Source organism: Yonghaparkia sp. Root332, from assembly GCF_001425665.1.
GTDB lineage: Bacteria > Actinomycetota > Actinomycetes > Actinomycetales > Microbacteriaceae > Microcella.
Genome location: NZ_LMCX01000001.1, coordinates 1,139,982 through 1,163,983 on the forward strand (window position 1 = coordinate 1,139,982; position 24,002 = coordinate 1,163,983).

Below are 24,002 nucleotides of genomic sequence, written 5' to 3' on the forward strand. Positions count from 1 at the left end.
CGTGCTACTTCTCGACGAGCGTGACCTCGAACGAGTAGAGGTCGGGCCGGTAGGAGTGCTCGCCGTACTCGACGGCGTGTCCCGACTGGTCGTACAACGTGCGCGACATGACGAGCACCGGCGAGCCCGCCTTTTGCGCGAACAGCTTCGCCTCCTCCGGCGTCGCGCTCCGCGCGCCGATCGTCTGGCGGGCGACGCGCATGGTCGTGCCGCGCGCTCGCATGAGCTGGTAGAGCCCATGCTTCTCGAACTGATCGGCGGTCAACGTCAGAAACTCGGGCGGGAGGAAATTCTCCAGGAGGGCGAAGGGCACGCCATCGGATGCCCGAAGTCGCTTGATATGGAGGACCGACGTCCCGGCGGGGAGGGTCAGCGACTCGAGGACCTCCGCGGACGGCACGACCTCTTCGTGCAGCAGGACGGTTGTGGAGGGGGAGCGGTTCGACAGGCTGAGGTCGTCGTAGAGACTCGTGAGCTCGACGCTGCGCGTGAGTCGCCCCCTGACGACCTGGGTGCCCACCCCGCGTCGTCGCACGAGAAGGCCCTGGTCGACGAGCTCCTGGATGGCGCGGCGGATCGTCGGTCGCGAGATGGCGAGCTGCTCGGCGAGCGCGAGCTCGTTCTCGATCCGAGAGCCGGGCGGCAGCGCCCCGCTCTCGATGGCCGCCTGCATGCGACGAGCGATCTGGTAGTAGAGCGGCACGGGGCCCGAGCGATCGAGGTCCATGAAGAGTTCGGCCGTGGGGATGGTCGGCTCGGCCTGCGAGGCGGACGGCGGAGGCAAGGGCATACCAAAATGATAAGACAAAGAAACATAATGGCAAGTGTGAACGGGTTCGCGAGTGGCGCGGAGCCGATTCGGCCGCACCGAGTACGAGGAGAGAGCGCATGAAGGCAGTGGTCAAGATGGGGCGGGGGCCGGACAATGTCGTCCTGCGCGACGTGGAGGAGCCGGTCGCGGTCCCCGGCCACGTCCGCGTGCGCGTCGTGGCGACGGGCATCTGCGGCACGGACATCCATGTCGCCCACGACGAGTACGCCCACGAAGTCCCGGTGATCATGGGGCACGAGATCCTCGGAGTGGTCGACGCGGTCGGGGACGGGGTCGACGAGCAGTGGATCGGCGCCCGCGTCGCGTGCGAGACCTACTACTCGACCTGCGAGACGTGCGAGTGGTGCCGGGCCGGACGGCGCAATCTCTGCCCGTCTCGCCGATCGCTCGGTTCGTTCGAGAACGGGGGCTTCTCGGCATTCGTCGTCATGCCGGTGACCAACCTGCACCGACTTCCGGATTCGCTCGGGCCGCTGGACGGCGTGCTGGCGGAGCCTCTTGCGTGCGTGGTGCAGTGCCTGCTCGACCCCGCGGTCGTCAACGCCGGCGATCGCGTGCTCGTCACGGGGCCGGGAGCGATGGGGCAGCTCGCGGCGCAGGTGGCTCTCGCGCAGGGAGGGAGGGTGACGCTGATCGGCCTCGCGAAGGATTCCGACCGACTCGCGATCGCCGCGGCACTGGGCATCACCACGAGCACGGAAGCGCCCGAGACGGACGCCTATGACGTCGTCATCGAATGCTCGGGAAGCGCCCCGGGTGCTGCGGCGGCGCTGCGCGCCGCCCGGCGCGGCGGTCGCTACGTCCAGGTCGGGATCTTCGGCAAAGAGGTGACGCTGCCGTTCGACGTCGTGCTCTACAAGGAGCTCGTGGTCTCGAGCGGCTTCGCCTCGACCGCCACGTCCTGGCGCCGCGCCATCGCGCTGATCGAGCAGGGCCAAGTGTCGCTCGGCCCGCTCGTGACGCGAGAGGTGCCGATCGAACGATTCGCTGAGGCCTTCGCCGCGGCGGCCGCCGGCGAGGGCATCAAGACGGTCATCATCCCGTCGTGACGATCCCCTCCCGCGAGATCCCCGTCACCTGATCGTCGGTGGCGGGGAAGACGGTCATCGTGATCCAGCTCGATGTGCTCTCGCCGGGCTCGAGGACGATCTGCTGTCCTCGCTCGATCGCACCGACCAGCCCGTCGAACGGCCACGAGCGCTGTGGCTCGAGGCCGACCATCCGGGCCCGGCCGTACCAGGGGAATCCCGGGTCGCCGTTCTGCAGCCACAGCCACATATGCGGGAAGGTGGCGAGATCCCACGCGAGACCGACTGCGGGCCGGCCGTCGGCCAGCGGAGGTCGCAGCGCCACCCAGCCTTCGGCGAGATTGGGCAGATAGGTCACTCTCACCTGCTCCTCGGCGGGGATGACCGACAGATCGGCGGAGCCGCCGTCCGATCGGGGGAGTGTCGGCCATGCGCCGCTCCCGGTTGCGAGCGGACCGGGGATCGTCGGCTCGACGATCGCCGTGGGTGCGCTGGGGAGGTCGATCCGAGATCCGGTGATGGCGGGGAAGGTCGGATGGTGGCCCCAGATGAAAGGGACGGGCCGGGCGCCGACATTGACGACGGTCTCCTCCACGAGCACGGCGGGGTGGTCGTGCGCGAGACGGATCGTCCTCGTGAGCTCGAGGGGCAGTCGGGCGACCGCACGCAGTGAGCACGAGTCGACGGTCTCGGACAGGACCGAGAGCCGGGCGAGCGCGGTCTCCCCGTGGAAGGCGACAGGTACGCCGTCGACCACTCCTTCGGCGCCCGCGTTCGGGAACAGCACCTGCCAGCCGGCTCGGTACATCGACAGGAAGTCCAGCTCGCTCGAGCCGTACCCGGGCCCGTCCGCGGCGGACAGCGGAGCATCCCATTCGTGCCATGCGAGCAGATTGGGGGATCCATGCGCCACGACGGACTGCAGCTCTCCTCCCCGATTAGGGTCGAGGCGAACCGTCAGATGGGGGGAGCGCAGCGTGATCATGCGCTGCGCTTGTGCCCGACGGAGCCGTTGAGCGTGAGCCCGCCGTCCACCAGCAGCATCTGCCCCGTCACATAGCGCGCGCCCGAGGACGCCATCATCACGATGCAGTCGGCGATCTCCTCCGGAGCCGCGATCCGGGCGAGCGGGATGCGCGCTCGGTAGGTCTCTCGGACGTCATCCGTGTAGCTCTCCGCGTTGAGCGGCGTCTCGGTGGCTCCGGGCGCCACGGAGTTCACGGTGACGCCGGTCGGCCCGAGCTCGACCGCCAGCGCGCGCGTCAACCCGCCGATGCCACCTTTCGCGGTCACATAGGCCGTCATGTCGGTCGGCGGGAGCGGGTCGACCGCCGAACTGACATTGATGATGGTGCCTCGACCGGCGGGGACCATGACGCGCGCCGCCGCACGAGCGCCGCGCACGTACCCGAGCAGGTTCGTGTCGAGAAGCCTCTGCCAGTCCTCGTCCGACATCGACAGGAACGGCTGCACGAGGAGACGTGCCGCGTTGTTCACCCACACGTCGATACGGCCCCATCGACGAACGACCTCCGCAGCGAGCGCGTCCACGTCGTGCGTCGAACCGGTGTCGCCCACAGCGATGCAGGCCTCGCCCCCGCGTCCGATGATCTCCTGCTCGAGCTCTCGGGAGACCTCCGGATCCGCTCCCCGGTGCATGCCGGCGACGCGGAAGCCCTGCTCGGCGAAGGCGAGGGCGGCTGCGCGTCCGATGCCGCGGGATATCCCCGTGATGACGACGGTCGGCGAATCGGTATTGGCCACGAGCTCCTCCTACGTTAGTATGTAAAGACATTCTGACCGCATGGTCACCCTGATGTCCAGCCGAGAGGGCCGATGCGCATGTCGAGCTCGACCGAGCGGCCCCGTGCCGCCATCGTCGGAACCGGATTCATCGGCGCCGTCCATCTGGACGCGCTGCGGCGACTCGGCGTTCCCGTCGCGGGCGTTCTCGGATCCTCGCACTCGCGCAGCGTGGAGTTCGCGCAATCGTGGGGCCTCGGACGCGCCTATCGCGACTACGACGAGCTGCTGTCGGATGAGGCTGTCGATGTCGTGCACATCACCTCGCCGAACGATCAGCACTTCCCTCAGGCGCGCGATGCCCTGCGGGCCGGCAAGCACGTCGTGTGCGAGAAGCCGTTGGCGATGGATTCGGTCGAGACCGGGCAGCTCGCGGCGCTCGCCGAGTCGACGGGTCTGGTCGCGGCGGTCAACTTCAACATCCGCTTCTATCCGCACGTGCACGAGATGCGGAGTCGCGTCGCGACGGGCTCCGTCGGGCGCCCGTATCTCGTCACCGGGTCATACCTCCAGGACTGGCTGCTGCTGGACACGGACTGGAACTGGAGGCTCGACAGCGCTCGGGGGGGCGACCTCCGCGTTGTCGGAGACATCGGCTCGCACTGGTTCGATCTCGCAAGCTTCGTGACCGGTCAGCGCATCGTGGAAGTCATGGCCGATCTGACGACGTTCATTCCGGTCAGGAGGCGGCCGAGCGGAGAGGTCGCGACCTTCAGCGCCGTCTCGGGGCCCACGACGGACGCGAAGATCGGATCCGAGGACGGCGGAAGCATCCTTCTCCGTTTCGACGGCGGAGCGCGCGGGGCCGTCTCCGTGTCGCAGGTGAGCGCAGGGCGGAAGAACGCGGTGTCGATCGAGGTGAGCGCATCGACGGCATCCCTGTCGTGGCGCGGCGAGCGGCCCGACGAGCTCTGGATCGGTCACCGCGAGTCGCCGAACGAGGTCCTCCTCCGCGACCCCGCCCTGCTCTCTCCTTCGGCAGCGAGTATCACAAGGCTGCCGGGTGGTCATGCCGAGGGGTTCGAGAACGGATTCGCAGCTCTCTACGCGGCCGTCTACGGGGATGTCGCAGCCGGCGGACCTGCCGCAGATCCGACGTACGCAACCTTCGCCGACGGGCACTACGAGGCTCTCGTGATCGATGCCGTCGCGGAGAGCGCACGCACCTCGTCGTGGACGGCCGTCGCCGACCACGGATTCGGAACAACAGGAAGTGAGCGAACATGAAGCTGGGACTCCTCACAGCGGCGTTCCCCACGCTGACCCTCGACGAGGTCGCGGACTGGGCGTCGAGCAACGGGTTCGAGGCGATCGAGATCGCCGTCTGGCCGACCGGCGCCGGCGCCTCGCGGCGGTACGCGGGAACCGCCCACATCGACGTCGAATCGCTCGATGCATCGAGCGCGCAGCGCATCGTCGACGACCTCGCCGAGAAAGGACTTTCGATCTCGGCCCTCGCCTACTATCCCAATCCGCTCTCGGCCGACGAGACGGAGGCCGCGGCCGCCTTCGAGCACCTCAAGGCGGTCGTGCGCGCCGCGAAGCTCCTGGGGGTGTCGACCGTCGGGACCTTCGCGGGCCGCGAGAAGGGCACGTCGCTCGACGAGAACTTCGATCGATTCGCCGCCGTCTGGCCGGAGATGGTGCATTATGCGGGGGATCATGGCATTCGGATCGCCATCGAGAACTGCCCCATGATCTTCAGCGGGGATGAGTGGCCGGGGGGGACGAACATTGCCTTCAGCCCGGCGAACTGGCGGCGGATGTTCGAGATCATCCCGGACGAGAACTTCGGTCTGAACTTCGACCCCTCGCACCTTGTCTGGCAGTTCATCGACATCCCCCGAGCCGTCCACGAGTTCGGCGACCGGATCTTCCACGTGCATGCGAAGGACCTGGAGATCCGGAGGGACGGGCTGTACGACCACGGGATCATGAGCGCCGGAGTCGGATGGCAGGTGCCTCGGCTCTGCGGCCTCGGCGAGGTGGATTGGGGCGCCTTCTTCGGAGCGCTCTACGCGGTCGGCTACGACCATGTGGCTTCGGTCGAGCACGAGGATCGCGCGTTCGAAGGGTCAGTGGAACTCGTTCAGCGCGGGTTCCGAATCGCGAGAGACACCCTGCGACCGTTCGTGCACTGATGCCGGCCGCTCTGCGCTTCGGCGTGATCGGCAGCGGCACCTGGGCGCGATCCGTCCACATCCACGCCGCAGCCTCGGAGCCGCTGGTGCAGCTCACCGGTGTGCTCGGCCGCGACGCCGATCGAACGACGGCCGCAGTGGACGGCACGTCGGCGCAGCCGTTCTCTCAGCTCGAGAAGTTCCTCGATGCGGTCGACATCGTCGGATTCGCGGTGCCGCCCGCGGTGCAGATTCGCATGGCACGGAGCGTGATCGAGGCGGGCAAGCACGTGCTGCTCGAGAAGCCCGTCGCGATCGATGCGGACGACGCGGCCGACCTCGCTGCACGCGCTCGCGCACGCTCGATCCGATCCCTCGTGTTCTTCACGCATCGCTTCGTTCCCGAGCTCGCGAAGTGGACGGCGGAAGCGAAGGGCGAGGGCCCGTGGGCCATCGGCCGGGTCGACAGCTACTCGTCGCTGCTCGCAGTCGCAGGCGATGCGGTCGCCGACTCCGCCTGGCGCCACGAGCATGGGTCGCTCTGGGATGTCGGCCCGCATGCGGTGGCTCGTCTGTGCGGCGTGCTCGGCCCGGTTGCGACGGCCGTCGCCCGCCGCGGGAGGGGCGACTGCCGCACGATCGTGCTCCAGCACGACTCCGGGGCGATCGGCATCATCTCGCTCGCCGCCGACCTGCGCATCGCGCCGCCCGGCGGCATGCAGCTGGTCGGCTCGCTGGGCAGCGCCGCTCCGCCAGCGGTCACGGACTGGGTCACCGGTGCGCGGCGCGCGTACCGCTGCGCTCTCCAGCGCCTCGCAGCAGAGGTCACGCACGGCGGCCCTGCGCACGAGTGCAATCTCGAGTTCGGCGCGCACGTCACGCGAGTGCTCTCCGCCGCGGAGCGCTCGACTCAGACCGATCGCGTCGAGGTCGTCTAGAGCGAGGCCAGGAGTGCCTCGGCGTTGCCCGAGAAGATCGCTGCGCGGTCGTCGTCGCTGATCTCGGCCTGCTCCACAGAGCGGATGACGTCTCGAGCGGAGAAGAACGGGGCGTCACTGCCGAACAGCACCCGACTCGCGCCGACCTCGCGAACGAAGTACTCGGTGACCGCTGGGTCGGCCTGATAGGCGATGTCCACGTGCAGGTTGGGCGTGGCCGTGACGGCTCGCACCGCTTGCGACCGCTGATCCTCGGTGAACAGGGGATGGCCCATGACGAACGTGAGCAATGGGTAGTCGGCCGCGACCTGGGCGATCGCGCTCGGGCTGGCCTTCGGATCCGGCGTCGAGTGCAGAAGGATGAGCGCAGGCGTGCTCGCGACGGCGTCCAGCACTGCTGAGAACGCGGCCGACCGCACGGTGAACCCTTCGAAGGTCGCATGAAAGGCGAGCCCCTTAAGCCCCAGCTCATCGATCGCGCGACGTGCTTCGGCAACCCCCGCCAGGCCGTGTCGCACCTCGACGCTGCCGAGTCCGGCGAGGAACAGCCCAGGATGCGCGACCACTGCCGCGGCCACGGCATCGTTCGCGCGGCGGGTGTCGATGATGCCCTCGGTCTGAAGACCGCCGGCTGCGACCGAGATGACCGACCTCGTGACCCCGCTCGCCGCCATCTCGGCGATCCACTCGTCGACTGTCTGGCCGACGTCGGAGGTGATCGTGCGTCCGATGTGCGCGTGCACGTCGATGACGGAGTGCGCCACCGTCACGACCCGATCGGCAGCTTGCGACCCTGCCGACCCGACTCGTAGGCGGCATCGAGGATCAACTGGGTCTTGAGACCGAACCGCGCGTCGCTGCGCACCTCCGTGTCATCCAGGCATGCGTCGACGAAGTGCTGGTGCTGCGGAACCCAGGGGCTCTCCTCGCCGTTGATGTGCATCGAGAACTCGCGGTGGTCCGCGGCCATCACGGGGAGCTTGGGGCTGATCCAGCCGTCTGAAAGCAGTTCGTCGGTCGCCGACTTCTCGCTCGTGAAGACGCGGAACGTGGGCCGCGCCGCGGCATCCCACTGCACGGTGCCCTTCGTGCCGTATACGGCCCACTGATCCTTGAAGGCCATCGTTGCCCCGCCCGGCTCCTGCAGCCGGTTGGAGCCTGAGATCTCGAGGATCGCCGAATCGGTTCGAATCACCATGACCGCCGTGTCTTCGACCTGGATGTCGGCGGTGAGCGCCCCGTACTCGGCGTACACGCTCTGCACCTCGGGATTCCCGAGCAGGTAGAGCGCATTGGAGACGTGGTGCACGCTGCCGTCGAGCATGATGCCGCCGCCCGCGAGCGCCGGATCGAATCGCCAGCTGCTGGTCACGTCGGGAGTGTGCCAGGCCATGATCGCCTTGAAGAGGAAGGGGTCGCCGATGAGCCCTGCCTCGATGATCGCGCGAGCGCGCTCGATGGGGGGGAGGAAGAGCTCGAAGAACGAGACCATGAGCTTGAGGCCGGTCGTGTCGGCGAGCTCGAGTGCGGCGCGCGCCTCGTCGACGTTCGCGGTCATCGGCTTCTGCACGAGCACGTGCTTGCCGGCCTCCAGTGCCTTGATGATCAGCGGGCCGTGCGACTTCGATGACGTCGAGATCACGACGGCGTGGACGTCGTCGCGCTGGAGCACAGCATCCAGGTCGGTCGAGTGCGTCTCGAAACCGAATCGTTCCTTGAATCGGAGCGCGGCCGCCTCATCGATGTCGACGCTCGCGATCAACCGGGCGCGAGCCACCTTGGTGAGCGCGAAAGCGTGGCTGCGGGCGATGCCGCCGCAGCCGACCATGGCGATGCCGAGAGTGTCGGGCATGGAGTGTGGGTCCTTTCGACGGCGAAGATCGGGCGGCTCGGCGGGTTGGCCATCGCGCTACGACTATGACAGAATGTTCGCACATAGTCTGACGCGCCGTCAAACCCCGACGCGTCTCGCCGAGAGATCGGATCCGCTCATGACCGCAGGCGCGCTGACGAGGGTGTCGTGCGTGCTCTTCGACCTCGACGGTACTCTCGTCGATTCGGCGCCCGGCATCACGGAATGCCTTGCGCAGACGGTGCGAGAGTTCGGCGGCGACGACCATCCGCCCGAGTCGTTGCGGGAATTCGTCGGGCCGCCCGTCGTCGAGACCCTTCGAGCGTTGACACGGGTGCCCGCTCCCGAGTTACCCCGGGTGGTTCAGCACTACCGAGCCCTCTACTGGGAGCGCGGCATGCACGAGAGCTCGGTGTTCCCGGGTATCCGCGCGCTGCTGGATGCCATCCATCGCTCGAACGTGCCCATCGCTGTCGCAACCTCCAAGCGGGAGAGTCACGCACGCGCGATCCTGCAGCTCCACTCGCTCGAGAGCGGATTCATCGCGGTGCACGGCGCCGGTGAGGACGACGAGGGAGGAGGGAAGGTGACGGTGATCCGCGCCGCCCTCCGGAGCCTGGCAGCAGCAGCGGAAGCGCCCCTCATGATCGGCGACCGGTCCTTCGACATCCGCGCTGCGAGTGCGGTCGGTATTCCTTCATTGTTCGCGCAATGGGGGTACGGTCGCCGCCACGAGTCCGAGGGCTCGATCGTCACCGCGAGCGACCCCCTGCACGCGCGCGAGCTCATCAGCCCGCTGCTCTCCCGTCACGCCGAGCTGAACCCAGGAGAACGATGACTGCCTTCCCGACCTCGCTTCCCGCTGCGCGAACCGTCGCCCTGCGCGGCGGGCCCGCCCTGCGCTGGGGGATCCTCGCACCCGGCGACATCGCGAAGGACTTCGTGCGAGCCGTCCACACGCACACCGATCAGCGCATCGAAGCGGTCGCCTCGCGATCCCTCGAACGCGCGCAGCAGTTCGCGGCGACGCACGGCATCGCCCGTGCCTACGGGGAGCACGCTCAGCTCGTCGACGACCCTGACATCGACATCGTGTACGTTGCCTCTCCGCACACCGAGCACAAGCGCCTGGCACTGCTCGCGATCGCGGCGGGGAAGCACGTGCTTATCGAGAAGCCCATCGGCGTCACCGCTCAGGACGCGCGCGACATCCAGGCCGCGGCGCGCCAGGCGGGCGTCTTCGCGATGGAGGGCATGTGGTCCCGCTATCTGCCGCAGACCGACGTCATGCTCCAGCTCTTCGAGGACGGTGTGCTGGGTGATGTTCGGCTCGTGCTCGCCGACTTCGCCACGATCGCGCCGACCGACCCGACCGGCCGGAACTACAACCCCGACCTCGCCGGCGGGTCCTTGCTCGATCTCGGCATCTACCCGCTCTGGTTCAGCCAGCTCTTCCTCGGCGCTCCCGACCGCGTGTCGACGTTCGGCAGCCTGACCGCGACCGGCGTCGATGCGCAGACCGCCATGGTGCTCGAGTTCGAGGGCGGTGCGCAGTCCGTCCTCACCACGAGCCTGCTGCACTTCAGCCCCGAGCGCGCGAGCGTCAACGGCACCGCTGCGCGCATCGAGGTGAATTCGTGGTTCGTGGTGCCGGCGGGCTTCGACCTGATCGCCCCCGGCAAGGGCGACAAACGCTTGTCGTTCGTCAACGACACCGGGCTCGAGTTCCGCGATGGGATCGCATGGGAGGCCGCCGCGGTCGCGCAGCATGTCGACGACGGTCTGCTCGAGTCGCCGGTCCACCCGCTCGACCTCTCCATCGAGATCATGACCACGATGGATGCGGTGCGCCGTTCGGTCGGGACGCTCGCGTGACGAGCGACGAACCGCTCGACCCCGACCGGCTCTTTCCCGTCGAGGGCCGCACGCGGGCGATCGCCCGCGAGCTCTACGCTCTCGTGGACGAGGCCCCGATCGTCTCGCCGCACGGGCACGTTCCTGCTCGACTGCTGCTCGACGACGCGCCGTTCCCCGACCCGGCGACGCTGCTCGTCTCCGCAGACCACTACGTCACTCGGCTGCTGCACGCCGCGGGAGTCCCGCTCGCCGCTCTGCGGGAGAACCCCGACCCCCGCGAGGTCTGGCGACTGTTCTGCGATCACTGGCATTGGTTCCACGGCACGGCGGTCGGTTTCTGGATGAGGGAGACGCTGTCGACCGTGCTGGGCGTGAACGGAGCACCGCGCGCGACCATGTACGACACCCTCGTCGCGGCACTCGCGCAGCCCGGCATCCGGCCCAGGGCCCTGTTCGATGCGTTCCGAATCGACGTGCTCGCGACGACGGATGATCCGCTCGACGACCTCGCGGCGCATCAGGCGCTTCGTGCGGACCCGAGCTTTCGCGGTCGAGTGCTGCCCACGTTTCGGCCCGACGCCTACCTGGACCCGTCGATGCCGGGCTGGGGCGACCGGGTCGAGCGACTGGGGGCGACGAGCTACGCGACCTACCTCGATGCTCTGCGCGAGCGTCGCGCCTACTTCATCGCGCACGGTGCCGTCTCGGCCGATCACGGGGTCGCGCACGCCGCCGCGATCGACATCGACGACCGCGACGCAGCCGCGCTCTTCGAGCGAGCGCGATCCGGTGACCTTGACGCGAGCGAAGCGGCCATCTTCAGCGCTCACATGCTCCTCGCATCGGCGGAGATGTCGGTCGACGACGGCCTCGTCATGACGGTGCACGCGGGCGTGCAGCGGAATCACCACACGGCCACCTTCGATCGATTCGGTGGCGACACGGGTCACGACATCCCTCTGGCGACATCGTTCACCCAGCCCCTGCGCCCTCTTCTCGAGCGGTTCGGCACGACGCCCGGCTTCCACCTCGTGCTCTTCGCGATCGATGAGTCGGTGTGGTCGCGTGAGATCGCGCCGCTCGCCGGCTTCTATCCATCGGTGTTCATCGGGGCTCCGTGGTGGTTCCTCGACGCGCCGGACGCGAGCCGACGTTTTCGGGAGGCCACCGTCGAGACGGCCGGCTTCTACCGCGGCTCGGGGTTCATCGATGACACCCGAGCCTTCCTGTCGGTGCCGGCTCGACACACCATGGCGCGTCGAATCGACTCGGGCTTCCTCGCTCAGCGGGTCGTGGAAGGTCGGCTGACGATGTCGGAGGCCTCGAGAGTCGCGACGGACCTCGTCGGAGCGATACCGAGAGCGGCCTTCAAGCTGTGAGAGAGCTCAGCCGAGCCGCCATGGGCTCCTCCCCGGCGCCCGTCAGGATCGCTCACCTCGGGCTGGGAGCGTTCCATCGTTCGCACCAGGCCTGGTACACCGACGCGGTGACCGACGAGTGGGGGATCGCCGCATTCAGTGGCCGCCGCTCGACGGCCGCCGACGTGCTCGCGGGCCAGGGCGGCCTCTACACGCTCATCGAGCGGGGGGCGGATTCTGACCGCGCGTCCGTCGTCGCGAGCATCGTCGAAGCGACCGACGGGTCACGGGTCGATCGCCTGGTGGAGGTCGTCGCCGCCGAGACGACCGCGCTCGTCACCCTCACGATCACGGAGGCCGGCTATCGGCTCACGAGCGACGGCCGGCCGGACGAGACCGACCCGATCATGGCCGCCGATCTGGCAGGCGGAGTCCCGATCTCTGCGCTCGGTCGCCTCACCGTCGCTCTTGAAGCGCGGCGCCGAACGGGCGCTCCGATCGCGTTGGTGCCGTGCGACAACCTGCCGTCGAACGGCCCCTTCCTGCGGTCCGGTGTGCTCGCCATCGCCGCACGGCGAGACCCCCGACTCGCGGAGTGGATCGAGACCAACGTGTCATTCGTCTCGACCTCGGTCGACCGCATCACCCCGAGACTCACGGAGGACGAGCGAGCGGTCGCCGGACGACTGGGCGGCTGGCTCGACGCGGCACCGGTCGTCACCGAACCCTTCACCGACTGGATCCTGAGCGGGGAGTTCCCGCTCGGGCGGCCTCGATGGGAGGACGCCGGGGCCCGATTCGTCGACCGCATCGACGCCTTCGAGCATCGCAAGCTCTGGCTGCTCAACGGGGCGCACTCCCTCCTTGCATCCCTCGGAGTCGTGCGCGGCTTCACCGTCGTGGCCGAGGCCATCGTCGACCCGGTGTGCCGCGCGAGCGTGCTCGAGTTCTGGCGCGAGGCTCGTCGAGCTCTCGACGACGAGACGCTGGGGCTCGACGAGTACTGCACGGCGCTGCTCGGCCGCTTCGAGAATCCGCGCATTCGGCATGAGCTCGCGCAGATCGCCACCGACGCAGCCGCCAAGCTGCGGCTCCGCGTTGTGCCGACCGCACGCGCAGAACGTGAGGCCGGTCGCGATGCGGCAGGATGCGCGACCGCTGTGGCCGCGTGGATCGCCACGCTCCGAGCCGGACGATCGGGAGCCGACTCGGCGTCGGATGCCATCGCGGCCAGCGAGGGCGACCTCCGCGCTCTGGTCGCGATCCTCGACTCCGACCTCGCGGCCGATCGCGCCTTCCTCGACACCATCACCAACGCCCTCACGAACCTGCAGAAGGAGTCATCATGATCATCGAGCGTGCCGACGTCATCGTCACGAGTCCGGATCGGAACTTCGTCACCCTCCGGTTGGAGACGAGCGACGGCCACGTCGGACTCGGCGACGCCACCGTGAACGGCCGCGAGCTCGCCGTCGTGAGCTACCTGCGCGACCATGTGGTGCAGCTCCTGATCGGGCGAGATGCCTCACGGATCGAAGACACCTGGCAGTTCCTCTATCGGAGCGCCTACTGGCGACGCGGCCCCATCACCATGGCCGCGATCGCGGCCGTCGACATGGCGCTGTGGGACATCAAGGGCAAGGCGGCAGGCCTGCCGGTGTACCAGTTGCTCGGAGGCGCCAGCCGCACCGGACTGCTGGCCTACGGCCATGCGTCCGGCCGAGACAACGAGGAGCTGTTCGACAGCGTCCGGAAGCACCAGGCGGAGGGCTACAAGGCCATCCGGATCCAGGCCGCGGTACCCGGCCTCACCTCGATCTACGGGATCGCATCCAACGCGACCTTCGAAGCGAACAAGGGTGCCCGGTACGACCACGAACCCGCGCAGCGAGGCGCGTTCCCTGCCGAGGAGGATTGGGACACTCGCTCGTATCTCCGGCACATCCCCACCGTGTTCGAGGCGGTTCGGAACGAATTCGGACCGGAGATCCCGCTGCTGCACGACGGCCACCACCGCATGACACCGATCCAGGCCGCCTCACTCGGCAAGTCGCTCGAACCCTTCGACCTCTTCTGGCTCGAAGACCTCACGCCGGCCGAGAACCCCGAGGCGCTGCGGCTCGTCCGTCAGCACACCACGACCCCCCTGGCGATCGGCGAGATCTTCAACACCGTGTGGGACTACCAGCAGATCATCCGCGAGCAGCTGATCGACTACGTCCGCGGGGCCGTCACGCACATGGGAGGCATCAGCCACCTCAAGAAGACGCTGGAGTACGCGGCGCAGTACCAGATCAAGTCGGGCATGCACGGGCCGACCGACATCTCGCCGGTCGGCATGGCGGCGGCGATGCACCTGGGGCTGAGCATCCACAATTTCGGGATTCAGGAGTACATGAAGCACGGCGCAGCGACCGATTCCGTGTTCGAGCAATCGTTCACCTGGGCGGATGGCATGCTGCACCCCGGGGACGAGCCAGGGCTGGGCGTCGCTCTGAACCTCGACGAGGCGGGCCGCTACCCGTACGAGCAGGCCTACCTCCCCTACAACCGGCTCGCGGACGGCACGGTCCACGATTGGTGACGCTCGTCGTCGTGATGGGAGTGGCGGGGAGCGGGAAGTCGACGGTCGGCGCCCTGCTTGCGGAGCGACTGGGGGCACCGTTCGTCGACGCGGATGCCCTGCACTCGGATGAGAGCATCGCCAAGATGACGCGGGGCGAGCCGCTCGTCGACGCGGACCGCTGGCCCTGGCTCGCGCGCGTCGCGGACGTCGTGGCCACCGGTCGCGAGGGGCGAGGCGTCGTGATCGCGTGCTCCGCGCTGCGAACGGCGTACCGTGATGCCATTCGCCGAGGGACGGATGACGTGGTGTTCGTTCATCTCGCCGCCGACGAGTCCGTGCTCGCTGCTCGACTTCAGACCCGCACCGGCCACTTCATGCCTCCGGCGCTGCTCGCCAGCCAGCTCGATGCACTGGAAGGATTGTCGCCATGCGAGAACGGGGTGACGATCACGGCGTCGGCGCATCCGACCACGATCGCCGATCTCCTGGTCGATCAGCTGACGTGATGCGCGGTCTGCTGCTGGTCGGCACCTACACCGAGGAGATGCCCCACGTGCTCGGGCGCGCGAATGGCGTTGTGCTCGCCGAGTACGACGGCACCATCGGAGCGGCGCGGACGACGCCGCTCCGCAACCCGTCGTGGCTCACCGCATCCCCAGACGGCGAGCGCGTCTACGCCGTCGTCGAGGCCGGCGGTGGCGATGCCGGAGAAGTGGCGGTCCTCTCGGTCGTCGACGGGGCGCTCCTTCTTGACCAGCGCGTGAGCAGCGCTGGTCGCGAACCGGCGCACCTCGCTCTCGATCCCACCGGCCGCTTCCTCCTCGTCGCCAACTACGACGACGGCCGCGTCGCGGTGCTCCCGCTTCGGCCTGACGGCCGAGTGGACTCGCCCGTGCACGTCGTCCAGCACCGCGGTGCGAGCGCGCATCCGGTGCGGCAGACCGGTCCGCACCCGCATCAGATCGTCCCGGATGCTCGGACGGGCAACATCCTCGTCACCGACCTCGGGATCGACGCCATCATCAGCTACTCACTCGACGCGTCCGGCGTGCTCGCTGAGCGCGGTCGGGTCTCGCTGCCGGCGGGGTCCGGACCACGGCACATGGTGCTCCACCCGGATGGTGAGCGCGCGATCGTCGCCAACGAGCTCGCGAGCACCGTGGCCGTGCTCTCGCGGGCGGGGGAGACCTTCGTCGTCGAGTCGATCACCTCGACGGTGCCCGCTGGGCACGCGAGACCGAACCACGCAAGCGCGGTGGCGGTCACGTCCGACGGTGGCACCGTCTACGTCAGCAATCGCGGGCATGACAGCATCGCCGTCTTCTCGTGGGATGACGGAGCGCTTCGCCCCATCCAGTTCGAGCCGACTCGCGGCCGGACGCCTCGAGACTTCACGCTCGCTCCCGACGAGTCGCTGCTGCACGTCGGCAATCAGGACTCGGACAGCATCGTGACCTTCACGCGATCGGCGGATGGGCGGCTGCACTACCGGGATGAGGTGTCCGTGCGGACACCGGTGTGCCTGGTGATCGTGCCGTCTCGCTGACATTCGCGCTTCGCCAGCACCCAGTCGGCGCGCACGCGCGCAAGGTCGTGCGCCCCCGAACGATCCGCGCCACAATGGACGTGCGGCTCGACGACGCCCGCACGAGGGGCGTCGCGCGCGCCGCCGACCCGCGCAGCGCGAGCAGAGCTGGTCGCTCCACCCCAGGCCGCGACCCGGCCGCACCGATCGGAGCCCGCCGTGAGCATCCCCGTGGCCGTCAGCCTGCCGCTCGCCGAGCGCGCCTTCATCTCCGTGCACGACCTCTTCCGCGTCGGCATCGGCCCCTCGAGCTCTCACACGGTCGGGCCGCTCCGCGCCGCCAAAGCGTTCGTGAGCGCCCTGAGCGATGCCGAGATCTCCAGGGCTCCACCGGCGTCGGCCGCGGGCGAGGCGGAGCATCGGCACCAGGCCCGCAGCCGACTCGAGATTCGGATCATCGAACACCGCCGACACAGCAGCGGGAGCATGCTTGAATTGCTCCTACGAGATACCTCTCGTTTCCGGGAACTAGAACCTTCGACAAGCTCTATTTTCCCTGATCCGAGCTGCATTTCCGCGCGACGCCACCCCCTCCAACCCCAGGCTTGCGCATCGAGGCTTAGACATGGAGGACTGGTTCTGACCTGAACGGTTGCAAGGGGGAGCTTCCTGGTGTCCCCCGCGGTCCCCGCGTTCCCATCGCGACGGAATCTCCGAGTTGGAAGAACCCGCTGCTCGAGCAGCTTTCGTCCGAGTCCAAGCCTGCATGACCCGACCGCGATGTCACTTCTGCGGGTGATGAGTCGGCACTGTCGCGCGCAACTCCCACCCGTCGGCCGTCGACCCTGACTCCAGGCGCCCACCGCACAGTGCAAGCCGTTGTCGCGCGCGGGGCAGTCCTCGACCTCCACCACTGGCGCGAGTCGCCCCCACCGCCAGGCCCGCCTTGTTGTTCACGACGAGCTCGACGATGTCTGGGCCATCGCTGATCTTGATGCTTGCGGACTGCGAACTAGGTGCGTGCTTGAGGATGTTGGTGACGGCCTCGATGGCGGTCTCCGCAAGGACTCGTCCGACCGCTGGGGTCGCGCTGTGCAAGGCTTCCGGCGCCAAGACGCGCGTCGGAATGCCCGCCTCGCTGAGCAGCATGCCGAGAGATGTGGCGGTCTGCGCAGCGTCCCCGTCGTACCGTGTCGGGCATGCCTCTGCACCCTCAGGCCGAGTCTCACGCATCAACGACAACAGCGATTGGACGCTCTGCAACGCATTTTCGGCGGAATCCTCGATAGTAGTGAGCGACACCTGCCGCGCCGCCTCATCTGGCTGGCGCGGGAGCGCACGGGCGTGGAACAGGACCAGGGTGAGATCGTGTGCGATCCCGTCGTGCAGAGCGTCGGCGATCCGCTCCTGCTCCTCTCGAGCGAGTGCCTCTAGATCTGTGACGACGCGGGCGCGTTCCGCGACGAGGATGGCTTCGCGCGCGGTGACGATCCGGAACGCGAGACCTGCGAGGAACGCGATCATGGCGATACCTGCGATCCCGTACACGCCTCCATCTGTGAGCGACGAACCGTTGAGGGCGATATCTGCGGTCAGCGCGCTGAGCACCAGCACGTGGAGTCCGATCACCCACGGCGCGCAAGTCGCTGCGACGAGACCGAGCGCGATCGCCAACTCAAGGAGGTCTCCGCCACTACCAGTGAGAACGGCGCCGAGGCTGCAGATCACCATGACCATGAACGCCGCCGTGAGCGGATGCCAGGCGTACGCGGCGATTGCGGCGTACAGCATGAGCGCGAGCAGGTCGGCGCGAGCGAAGTGGCCAGCTGTGATGATGAAGCCGACCGCGATGCACAGGAGCACACTCACCACGACGATGAGCAGAATCCGTGCGACCGGGTGCAGGGCTCGCTGGTTCCAGAACTCCCGGGAACCGAGCACGCGCCGGAGGGACGTCGGCGCGGCGTCGGAGATCATCAGCGCGCGTCCGGAGGGGCGCCGACGATGTCAGGCACAGATCCCCAGCATCTTGCACAGCCAGTCGCCGAGATCCGCGTTGGAGGCGACCATCGTGCTGATGAGCGGGCCGATTCCGAAGGGGTTCAGCGGGGACATGGTGACTCCTCAGGGTCGGGTGACGAGGTCGACACATGCCCGTGGGTTCGATGTCGACCTCAACGTGAATGCTCCGTCCACCCTACGTCGGGCATCCGCGGGGCCAGACATCCATAGCCCTAGGGCTAAGGATCGGCGCGCACCCTGGCGATAGCGTGAGGGAGTGAGCCAGGCCGTGAGAGTTCTCGTCGTCGACGACGAGGCCCTGGTTCGCCATGCGCTGCGTGCGTTCATCGCCGATGACGACCGCGTCACCTTGGTCGGGGAGGCCGCTGACGGATCCGAGGTCGTCGACGTCTGCAAGCAGACGAGCCCCGATGTCGTCCTCATGGACATCAAGATGCCCGAGGTCAGCGGTGTCGAGGCCACGCGTCGCGTCCGCGAGTGGCAACCGAGCTGCCGGGTGGTCGCACTCACGACCTTCGCTACAGAATGGCGCGCCCTCGAAGTTCTCCGAGCGGGGGCATGCGGGTATCTCGTGAAGAACTCCACGCCCGATGAGATCATCGACGCCATCGTCGCGGCTCACGCCGGTGACCGGGTCGTCTCGCCTGAAGTCCAGGAGCGGTTCGTGCGCAGCGCGATCGAGGCGGGTGATGGGCGGTCCCCTGAAGCGCCCGCTCTCAGCGAGCGTGAGCGCCAGGTCATCGAGCTGATCGCCAAGGGTCTGTCGAACACGGAGATTGCGGATGCACTCCATTACGCGGAGGCGACGGTGAAAGCCGACATCCGGCACATCAACCAGCTCTGGGGCGTCGAGAACCGCCTCCAGATCGTCCTCCGAGCAACACAGCTCGGGATCATCAGCCTGTGATCCAACCCCGCCGCTGGTTTCTGAAGCCCTAGGGCTACTACTGCCCTGGGGTGCTTGAGCTAGATGAGTGGGCGTGCACAGGATGCCAGAGTCCGGTCATTACTTCTCTGATCGGGCACCGTCAATGCGCCTCTTCCGGATGTGACCGGTTACGGCGCTCCCCACCCGGCGAGCCGGACTTCGGAAAGGACAACGATGAACTCATCCACGAAGACGCGGGGGCGACTGATCGCCTCGATCACCGCTGCTACCGCAACAGTACTGGCAATGCTCGTTATGGCCCCAGCCGCCAACGCCGCGGAAGGGGCGGCAGATCCAGCTCCCCGGGTTGAGATCTCTGCGGAAGAGCAGGCGAACCTGGACGCACTCCTCGCCGCGTCGGACAACTCCGGCGATGTCGCGGTATTCGACATCGACCAGGCGCTGGCGCTCGGGGCTGATGCCACCGCTACCCAGGAGTACGCGGCGTCCTTCGTCGAAGCGGGCGGGACGCTCGCGCCGACCGAGTCTTCGTCGGCGGCCGACGTCGCCAAGGGCACCGAGGCGGGCGCCATGGCCCTCGCGGCATGCCGCGGCAAGAACGGCTTCACCGGGTACTACTGGTTCGGTTCCCAGACGGCAATGAACTCGTGCAACACGCAAGCGCTGATCAACGGCATCACTCTGGCCGCCGCCGGCGGCGGAACCTACGCCGCAGCCTCTGCTCTCACCGTGGCTGGGCTTCCGGCTGCCGCCGTTGTCGGGGTCATCGCCGGGATCCTCGGAATCGGGGTGGCGTTCTTGAACATCTGTAAGGACACCAGTAGCGTCAACGCCATCTACCTCAACGGCGGAGTTGCTGGCGTGGTTCCCCCCAGCTGCTGGGCTCAGTAAGGAGCAGAGGTAACCCTCATGTCCACCGATAACCGTTTCACCACCGTCGGCATTGTCCTCGGCGTCCTCGCCATCGGGATCGGTGTCGGTCTCGTGATCGCGAGCTTCATGGTCGGGCTGGGAACGTCGCAGGGGTCGGCGTTGTCGTCGTCCGGAACAATCACGACCATCGCGTTCGTGATATTGACGGTCGTCTTGGCCGCTGCATCGCGGCGGCAACGCCAGCTTGGCAGCCAGGGCTGATCACGATCAACCTGAAGAAGAGGGTCTCGGATACCGGGACCCTCTTCTGCTGCCTCCGACAGAGCCAACCTGACAGCACCTGGCGTCCAGACCCTCTGAGCCAGGTCAGTTCCCATTCATCCTGTGGCGTACGGCTGTCCAGAACGTTCTTCCAGAACAACTAGCGCGCCAGGCTGATGTCAGCCCGGGTCTTCGGGCCGAAGATCCAGGATCGGGTACCAGAAGTTCCCCACGATGTGGGGTCGAGGTACTGACGGATCTGCTCGAGCTCGCGGCCGACAGGAGACTCGGATCATCGAAGCCTGCGGACCCCGCGGCCGGAGCATGCGTCAATCGCATCTACGAGATGCCTCTCAGATCGGCAGAAATGGAACCCTTAACAAGCTGTATTCTCCCAGATCAGAGGGGCATTTCCGTTTCGCGACGCTCGTTCAAAACCTCTCCACACCGGTGGATCGAGGCTTAGCCGGGGGCGAGCAGGGGCGTGCCGTTCAGCACCGACTGCGCGAAGTTCTCGAGCACGCCCGAGTGCTGCGCGCCCCACGGGGAGTCGAACTCGATGACCTCGGTGTCGCAGAGGACGGCGGCTTTGAGCTGGCCCGACCGCCGCATGACCTTGACGCGTACCCGCGCAAGGTCGTGCGCCCCCGAACGATCAGGGCCACAATAGAGTCGCGGCTCGACGACGCCCGCACGAGGGGCGTCGCCTGCGCCGCCGACCCGCGCAGCGCGAGCAGAGCGGGTCGCTCCACTCCTCGGCCGCGACCCGGCCCCACCGATCGGAGCCCTCGTGAGCATCCCCGTGGCGGTCAGCCTGCCGCTCGCCGAGCGCGAGTTCATCTCGGTGCACGACCTGTTCCGCGTCGGCATCGGCCCCTCGAGCTCTCACACGGTCGGGCCGCTCCGCGCCGCCAAAGCGTTCGTGAGCGCCCTGAGCGATGCCGAGATCTCCAGCCCCCGACGCCGTGCTCGCCGGGCTCGCCGGCCACGAGGTCGAGCACGTCGTGCGCGACGACGTCGTGGCCGTCCGCGGGCGCGCCGACACCGAGCGGCGCCTCAGGCTCGACGGCCGCCACGACATCGCGATCGACGAGAGCTGGCTGACGTTCGCGCCGCGCGAGCTCAAGCCGCGGCATCCCAACGCCCTCACCCTCACCGCCCGCGACGCGGATGGCGCGGTCGTCGCGGAGGAGACCTACTACTCGATCGGCGGAGGCTTCGTCGAGCAGGAGAGCGCGCCCGCCTCCGAGCGCGCCGGCGACGCGCACGTCGGGGCCCCGCGAGTCCCGTACCCGCACGACACCGCCGCCGAGCTCCTGCGCCTGTGCCGCGCCAACGGGCTCACGATCGCCCAGCTGGCGCGCGCCAACGAGGAGTCGCTGCGCACCTCCGACGAGTCGAGCGCCGCCCTCCGCCGCATCTGGCACGCCATGAACGCGTGCATCGACGCCGGCCTCGAGACCCGCGGAACCCTGCCCGGCGGGCTCAACGTGCCGCGCCGCGCCGCCGCGATGGCCGGCCAGCTGCGCGACATCGACGAGGCGCACACGCGCGACTGCACCCTCGAGTGGCTGCAGGCCTACGCGATCGCCGTCAACGAGGAGAACGCCGCGGGCGGCCGCGTCGTCACCGCGCCGACGAACGGGGCGGCGGGCATCATCCCGGCCGTGCTGCGGTACGCGCTCGACGTCCTGCCGATCACCGACAGGGATGCCGCGGCCGAGGACTTCCTGCTCGTCGCGGGAGCCATGGGCGCCCTCATCAAGAACAACGCGAGCATCTCGGGCGCCGAGGCCGGCTGCCAGGGCGAGGTCGGCTCCGCCGCGTCGATGGCCGCCGCCGGATTCACCCACCTGCTCGGCGGCAGCAACGAGCAGATCGAGAACGCCGCCGAGATCGCCATGGAGCACTCGCTCGGCCTCACGTGCGACCCCGTCGCGGGCCTCGTGCAGCTGCCCTGCATCGAGCGCAACGCGATCGGCGCGGGGAAGGCCGTCGCGGCCTCCCGCATGGCGATGCACGGCGACGGCACGCACCTCATCAGCTTCGACACCGTCGTCGCGACGATGCGCCAGACGGGCGACGACATGTCGCGCAAGTACAAGGAGACGTCCGAGGGCGGCCTCGCTGTGAATTACGTGGAGTGCTGATTCCCTCCGCCCGCGCCCGACCGACAGACTGACCCCATGTTCAGAGCCCGGCACGTCAGCGAGTCGATCGCCCGCCCGCCCTCGGTCGTCATGGCCATCGCCCGCGACCCGCTGAGCCTGCCCGAGTGGGCCGCGGGGCTCGCCGAGGGCATCCGCCGCGAGGGCGACGCGTGGATCGCGAGCTCGCCGATGGGCGACGTGCGGGTCGAGTTCCGCACCGACATCGAGCGGGGCATCCTCGATCACGACGTCACGATACCCGACGGCACCGTCGTCACGAACGCGATGCGCGTCCTGCCGAACGATGGCGGAAGCGAGGTCGTCTTCACGCTCTTCCAGCGCGACGGGATGTCCGACGCCGAATTCGACGCCGACGCGGCCGCCGTCGCGGCCGACCTGCGGTCCCTGCGCGAGCTGTGCGAGAGAATGGCCGGATGACCGATTCGCAGCTCGCCGTCATCGTCCTCGCCGCCGGCCAGGGCACCCGCATGAAGTCGCGCACGCCGAAAGTGCTGCACCGGCTCGCGGGAGTCCCGCTCATCGGGCACGTGCTCGCGACCGCCCGCGCGCTCGACCCCGCGCACGTCGTCGCCGTCGTGCGGCACGATCGCGACACGGTCGCCGCCGCGATCACCGAGCTCGACGCCGACGCGCTCATCGCCGACCAGGACGAGATCCCGGGCACCGGCCGGGCCGTCGAAGCAGCATTGGATGCCCTTCCCGCCGACTTCGCGGGCGACGTGCTCGTCGTCTCGGGCGACGTGCCCCTGCTCGACGCCGACACCCTCGCCCAGCTCATCGCCGCGCACCGGACCCGCTCCGCCGCCGCGACCGTGCTGAGCGCCGTGCTCGACGACGCCACCGGGTACGGCCGCATCGTGCGCTCGACCGCCGGCGACCTCGACCGCATCGTCGAGCAGAAAGATGCCACCGACGACGAGCGCGCCATCACCGAGATCAACTCGGGCACCTACGTCTTCAGCGTCGCCCCGCTGCGCTCGTCGCTCGCGCTCGTGTCGACCGACAACGCGGCGCAGGAGAAGTACCTCACCGACGTCATCGGCCTGCTGCGCGGCGACGGGCAGGGCGTCGCGGCGCTGCCCGCGGGCCAGTCGTGGCTCGTCGCGGGTGTCAACGACCGCGTGCAGCTCGCCGACGCGGCGCTGCGCCTCAACCGGATGATCGTGCGCGGCTGGCAGCTCGCGGGCGTCACGATCAGCGACCCCGCCTCGGTCTGGATCGACCGCACCGTCACGCTCGAGGCCGACAGCGAGGTGCTTCCCGGCACGCAGCTGAAGGGCGCGACGACGATCGCGGCCGGAGCCGTCGTCGGCCCCGACTCGACGCTCACCGACACCGAGGTCGGGCAGGATGCGCGCGTGAGCCGCACCGACGCCACGCTCGCGGTGATCGGAGCGGGAGCATCCGTCGGCCCCTTCGCCTACCTGCGCCCCGGCACCGTCGTGGGTGAGAAGGGGAAGATCGGCACGTTCGTCGAGACGAAGAACACGACCCTCGGCGCCGGCAGCAAGGTGCCGCACCTGTCGTACATCGGCGACACGACCGTCGGCGAGGGCTCGAACATCGGCGCCGGCACCATCACCGCCAACTACGACGGCGTCAACAAGCACAAGACGCAGGTCGGGTCGCACGTGCGCACCGGGTCTCACAACGTGTTCGTCGCCCCCGTTAGGATTGCTGACGGAGCGTACTCCGGCGCCGGAACGGTCATTCGCAAGGATGTCGGGCCGGGCGAGCTGGCCGTGAACGTCGCTCCGCAGCGGAACATCGCCGGCTGGGTGGAGAAGAACCGGCCGGGAACCGCGGCGGCCGAGGCGGCTGCCGCAGCCTCGGACGACTAACACCCCCCTGCCGCCACAGTAGAACCACACCGATCGCAACGTCGCCGCGGCGGCAGAAACCGAGGA

Annotated in this window: 23 protein-coding genes and 2 pseudogenes; 18 read left to right on the top strand and 7 right to left on the bottom strand. The window is 68.5% G+C overall.

The genetic code is table 11. From position 1 onward, the window contains the following. Positions 1-4: 4 nt before the first annotated feature. The gene (locus tag ASC54_RS05500; protein ID WP_055856619.1) at positions 5-790 is read right to left on the bottom strand and encodes a GntR family transcriptional regulator; all 786 of its coding nucleotides are present in this window, start codon (positions 788-790) and stop codon (positions 5-7) included. A gap of 98 nt (positions 791-888) precedes the next feature. Between ASC54_RS05500 and ASC54_RS05505 the strand changes: the two genes are divergently transcribed. Next, complete coding sequence (locus ASC54_RS05505; protein ID WP_055856616.1) at positions 889-1,881, top strand: alcohol dehydrogenase catalytic domain-containing protein; 993 nt, start codon at positions 889-891, stop codon at positions 1,879-1,881. Here the strand turns inward: ASC54_RS05505 and ASC54_RS05510 are convergent. Both ASC54_RS05510 and ASC54_RS05515 read right to left on the bottom strand, forming a co-directional pair. Then, complete coding sequence (locus ASC54_RS05510; RefSeq protein WP_156376733.1) at positions 1,868-2,845, bottom strand: hypothetical protein; 978 nt, start codon at positions 2,843-2,845, stop codon at positions 1,868-1,870. The two genes, ASC54_RS05505 and ASC54_RS05510, sit on opposite strands and share 14 nt — an antisense overlap. Continuing rightward, positions 2,842-3,624, bottom strand: a complete 783-nt coding sequence (locus ASC54_RS05515; RefSeq protein ID WP_055856610.1) for an SDR family NAD(P)-dependent oxidoreductase — start codon at positions 3,622-3,624, stop codon at positions 2,842-2,844. Before ASC54_RS05515 ends, ASC54_RS05510 begins: the two co-directional genes overlap by 4 nt. Positions 3,625-3,702: 78 nt before the next feature. Here ASC54_RS05515 and ASC54_RS05520 point away from each other — a divergent pair, with 78 nt between their 5' ends. The 3 genes from ASC54_RS05520 to ASC54_RS05530 are packed head-to-tail and all read left to right on the top strand — an operon-like array spanning position 3,703 to position 6,721. Further along, positions 3,703-4,890 (top strand): Gfo/Idh/MocA family protein, encoded by a 1,188-nt coding sequence (locus ASC54_RS05520; RefSeq protein ID WP_055859087.1) that lies wholly within the window; start codon positions 3,703-3,705, stop codon positions 4,888-4,890. Further along, entirely contained in the window at positions 4,887-5,804 is a 918-nt protein-coding gene (locus ASC54_RS05525) for a sugar phosphate isomerase/epimerase (protein WP_055897191.1), read from the top strand. The genes ASC54_RS05520 and ASC54_RS05525 overlap by 4 nt, the downstream gene beginning before the upstream one ends. Next, complete coding sequence (locus tag ASC54_RS05530; RefSeq protein WP_055856606.1) at positions 5,804-6,721, top strand: Gfo/Idh/MocA family protein; 918 nt, start codon at positions 5,804-5,806, stop codon at positions 6,719-6,721. Before ASC54_RS05525 ends, ASC54_RS05530 begins: the two co-directional genes overlap by 1 nt. On the opposite strand, the gene ASC54_RS05535 is transcribed toward ASC54_RS05530, so the two are convergent. Then, positions 6,718-7,485, bottom strand: a complete 768-nt coding sequence (locus ASC54_RS05535; RefSeq protein ID WP_055856603.1) for an amidohydrolase family protein — start codon at positions 7,483-7,485, stop codon at positions 6,718-6,720. The genes ASC54_RS05530 and ASC54_RS05535 overlap by 4 nt on opposite strands. Before the next feature lie 2 nt (positions 7,486-7,487). Further along, positions 7,488-8,573 carry a Gfo/Idh/MocA family protein gene (locus tag ASC54_RS05540; RefSeq protein WP_055856602.1) on the bottom strand — a complete coding sequence of 362 codons (1,086 nt, stop codon included), beginning with the start codon at positions 8,571-8,573 and terminating at the stop codon, positions 7,488-7,490. Positions 8,574-8,712: 139 nt separating this feature from the next. Here ASC54_RS05540 and ASC54_RS05545 point away from each other — a divergent pair, with 139 nt between their 5' ends. From ASC54_RS05545 to ASC54_RS13215, 8 genes and pseudogenes are all read left to right on the top strand, one after another. Continuing rightward, complete coding sequence (locus ASC54_RS05545) at positions 8,713-9,411, top strand: HAD hydrolase-like protein (protein WP_055897194.1); 699 nt, start codon at positions 8,713-8,715, stop codon at positions 9,409-9,411. After that, positions 9,408-10,448, top strand: coding sequence for a Gfo/Idh/MocA family protein (locus tag ASC54_RS05550; protein ID WP_055897198.1), 1,041 nt, complete (start codon positions 9,408-9,410; stop codon positions 10,446-10,448). Before ASC54_RS05545 ends, ASC54_RS05550 begins: the two co-directional genes overlap by 4 nt. Then, a complete protein-coding gene (gene uxaC / locus ASC54_RS05555) occupies positions 10,445-11,809 on the top strand; it encodes a glucuronate isomerase (protein WP_055897201.1) in 1,365 nt (454 codons plus the stop codon). The genes ASC54_RS05550 and uxaC overlap by 4 nt, the downstream gene beginning before the upstream one ends. A gap of 20 nt (positions 11,810-11,829) precedes the next feature. Beyond that, the gene (locus ASC54_RS05560; RefSeq protein ID WP_055897203.1) at positions 11,830-13,137 is read left to right on the top strand and encodes a mannitol dehydrogenase family protein; all 1,308 of its coding nucleotides are present in this window, start codon (positions 11,830-11,832) and stop codon (positions 13,135-13,137) included. Next, positions 13,134-14,372 (top strand): D-mannonate dehydratase ManD, encoded by a 1,239-nt coding sequence (gene manD / locus ASC54_RS05565; RefSeq protein ID WP_055897206.1) that lies wholly within the window; start codon positions 13,134-13,136, stop codon positions 14,370-14,372. Before ASC54_RS05560 ends, manD begins: the two co-directional genes overlap by 4 nt. Continuing rightward, entirely contained in the window at positions 14,369-14,860 is a 492-nt protein-coding gene (locus ASC54_RS05570; protein ID WP_200932272.1) for a gluconokinase, read from the top strand. The genes manD and ASC54_RS05570 overlap by 4 nt, the downstream gene beginning before the upstream one ends. Beyond that, the gene (locus ASC54_RS05575) at positions 14,860-15,900 is read left to right on the top strand and encodes a lactonase family protein (RefSeq protein WP_055897210.1); all 1,041 of its coding nucleotides are present in this window, start codon (positions 14,860-14,862) and stop codon (positions 15,898-15,900) included. Before ASC54_RS05570 ends, ASC54_RS05575 begins: the two co-directional genes overlap by 1 nt. Positions 15,901-16,110: 210 nt before the next feature. Continuing rightward, positions 16,111-16,257: pseudogene (locus ASC54_RS13215) on the top strand (serine dehydratase beta chain); the annotation flags it as partial. Between the two features lie 405 nt (positions 16,258-16,662). On the opposite strand, the gene ASC54_RS05580 reads toward ASC54_RS13215, so the two are convergent. Next, positions 16,663-17,856, bottom strand: coding sequence for a sensor histidine kinase (locus tag ASC54_RS05580; RefSeq protein WP_082514872.1), 1,194 nt, complete (start codon positions 17,854-17,856; stop codon positions 16,663-16,665). Positions 17,857-18,157: 301 nt separating this feature from the next. Here ASC54_RS05580 and ASC54_RS05585 point away from each other — a divergent pair, with 301 nt between their 5' ends. From ASC54_RS05585 to ASC54_RS05595, 3 genes are all read left to right on the top strand, one after another. Further along, positions 18,158-18,808, top strand: coding sequence for a response regulator transcription factor (locus ASC54_RS05585; RefSeq protein ID WP_055897212.1), 651 nt, complete (start codon positions 18,158-18,160; stop codon positions 18,806-18,808). A 195-nt stretch (positions 18,809-19,003) separates the two neighbouring features. Beyond that, entirely contained in the window at positions 19,004-19,681 is a 678-nt protein-coding gene (locus ASC54_RS05590) for a hypothetical protein (RefSeq protein WP_156376734.1), read from the top strand. Between the two features lie 18 nt (positions 19,682-19,699). Then, positions 19,700-19,924, top strand: a complete 225-nt coding sequence (locus ASC54_RS05595) for a hypothetical protein (RefSeq protein WP_055897218.1) — start codon at positions 19,700-19,702, stop codon at positions 19,922-19,924. Between the two features lie 462 nt (positions 19,925-20,386). Here ASC54_RS05595 and ASC54_RS12770 read toward each other — a convergent pair whose 3' ends face one another. Then, complete coding sequence (locus tag ASC54_RS12770; protein ID WP_156376735.1) at positions 20,387-20,536, bottom strand: hypothetical protein; 150 nt, start codon at positions 20,534-20,536, stop codon at positions 20,387-20,389. A gap of 202 nt (positions 20,537-20,738) precedes the next feature. Between ASC54_RS12770 and ASC54_RS05600 the strand changes: the two are divergent. The 3 genes and pseudogenes from ASC54_RS05600 to glmU all read left to right on the top strand — a co-directional run bounded on the left by ASC54_RS05600 (position 20,739) and on the right by glmU (position 23,936). Beyond that, positions 20,739-22,074: pseudogene (locus ASC54_RS05600) on the top strand (L-serine ammonia-lyase). Between the two features lie 36 nt (positions 22,075-22,110). Next, on the top strand, positions 22,111-22,512 hold the full coding sequence (locus ASC54_RS05605; protein ID WP_055897221.1) for a polyketide cyclase: 402 nt from the start codon (positions 22,111-22,113) through the stop codon (positions 22,510-22,512). Continuing rightward, complete coding sequence (gene glmU / locus ASC54_RS05610; protein WP_055897224.1) at positions 22,509-23,936, top strand: bifunctional UDP-N-acetylglucosamine diphosphorylase/glucosamine-1-phosphate N-acetyltransferase GlmU; 1,428 nt, start codon at positions 22,509-22,511, stop codon at positions 23,934-23,936. The genes ASC54_RS05605 and glmU overlap by 4 nt, the downstream gene beginning before the upstream one ends. The last annotated feature ends 66 nt before the right edge of the window (positions 23,937-24,002 follow it).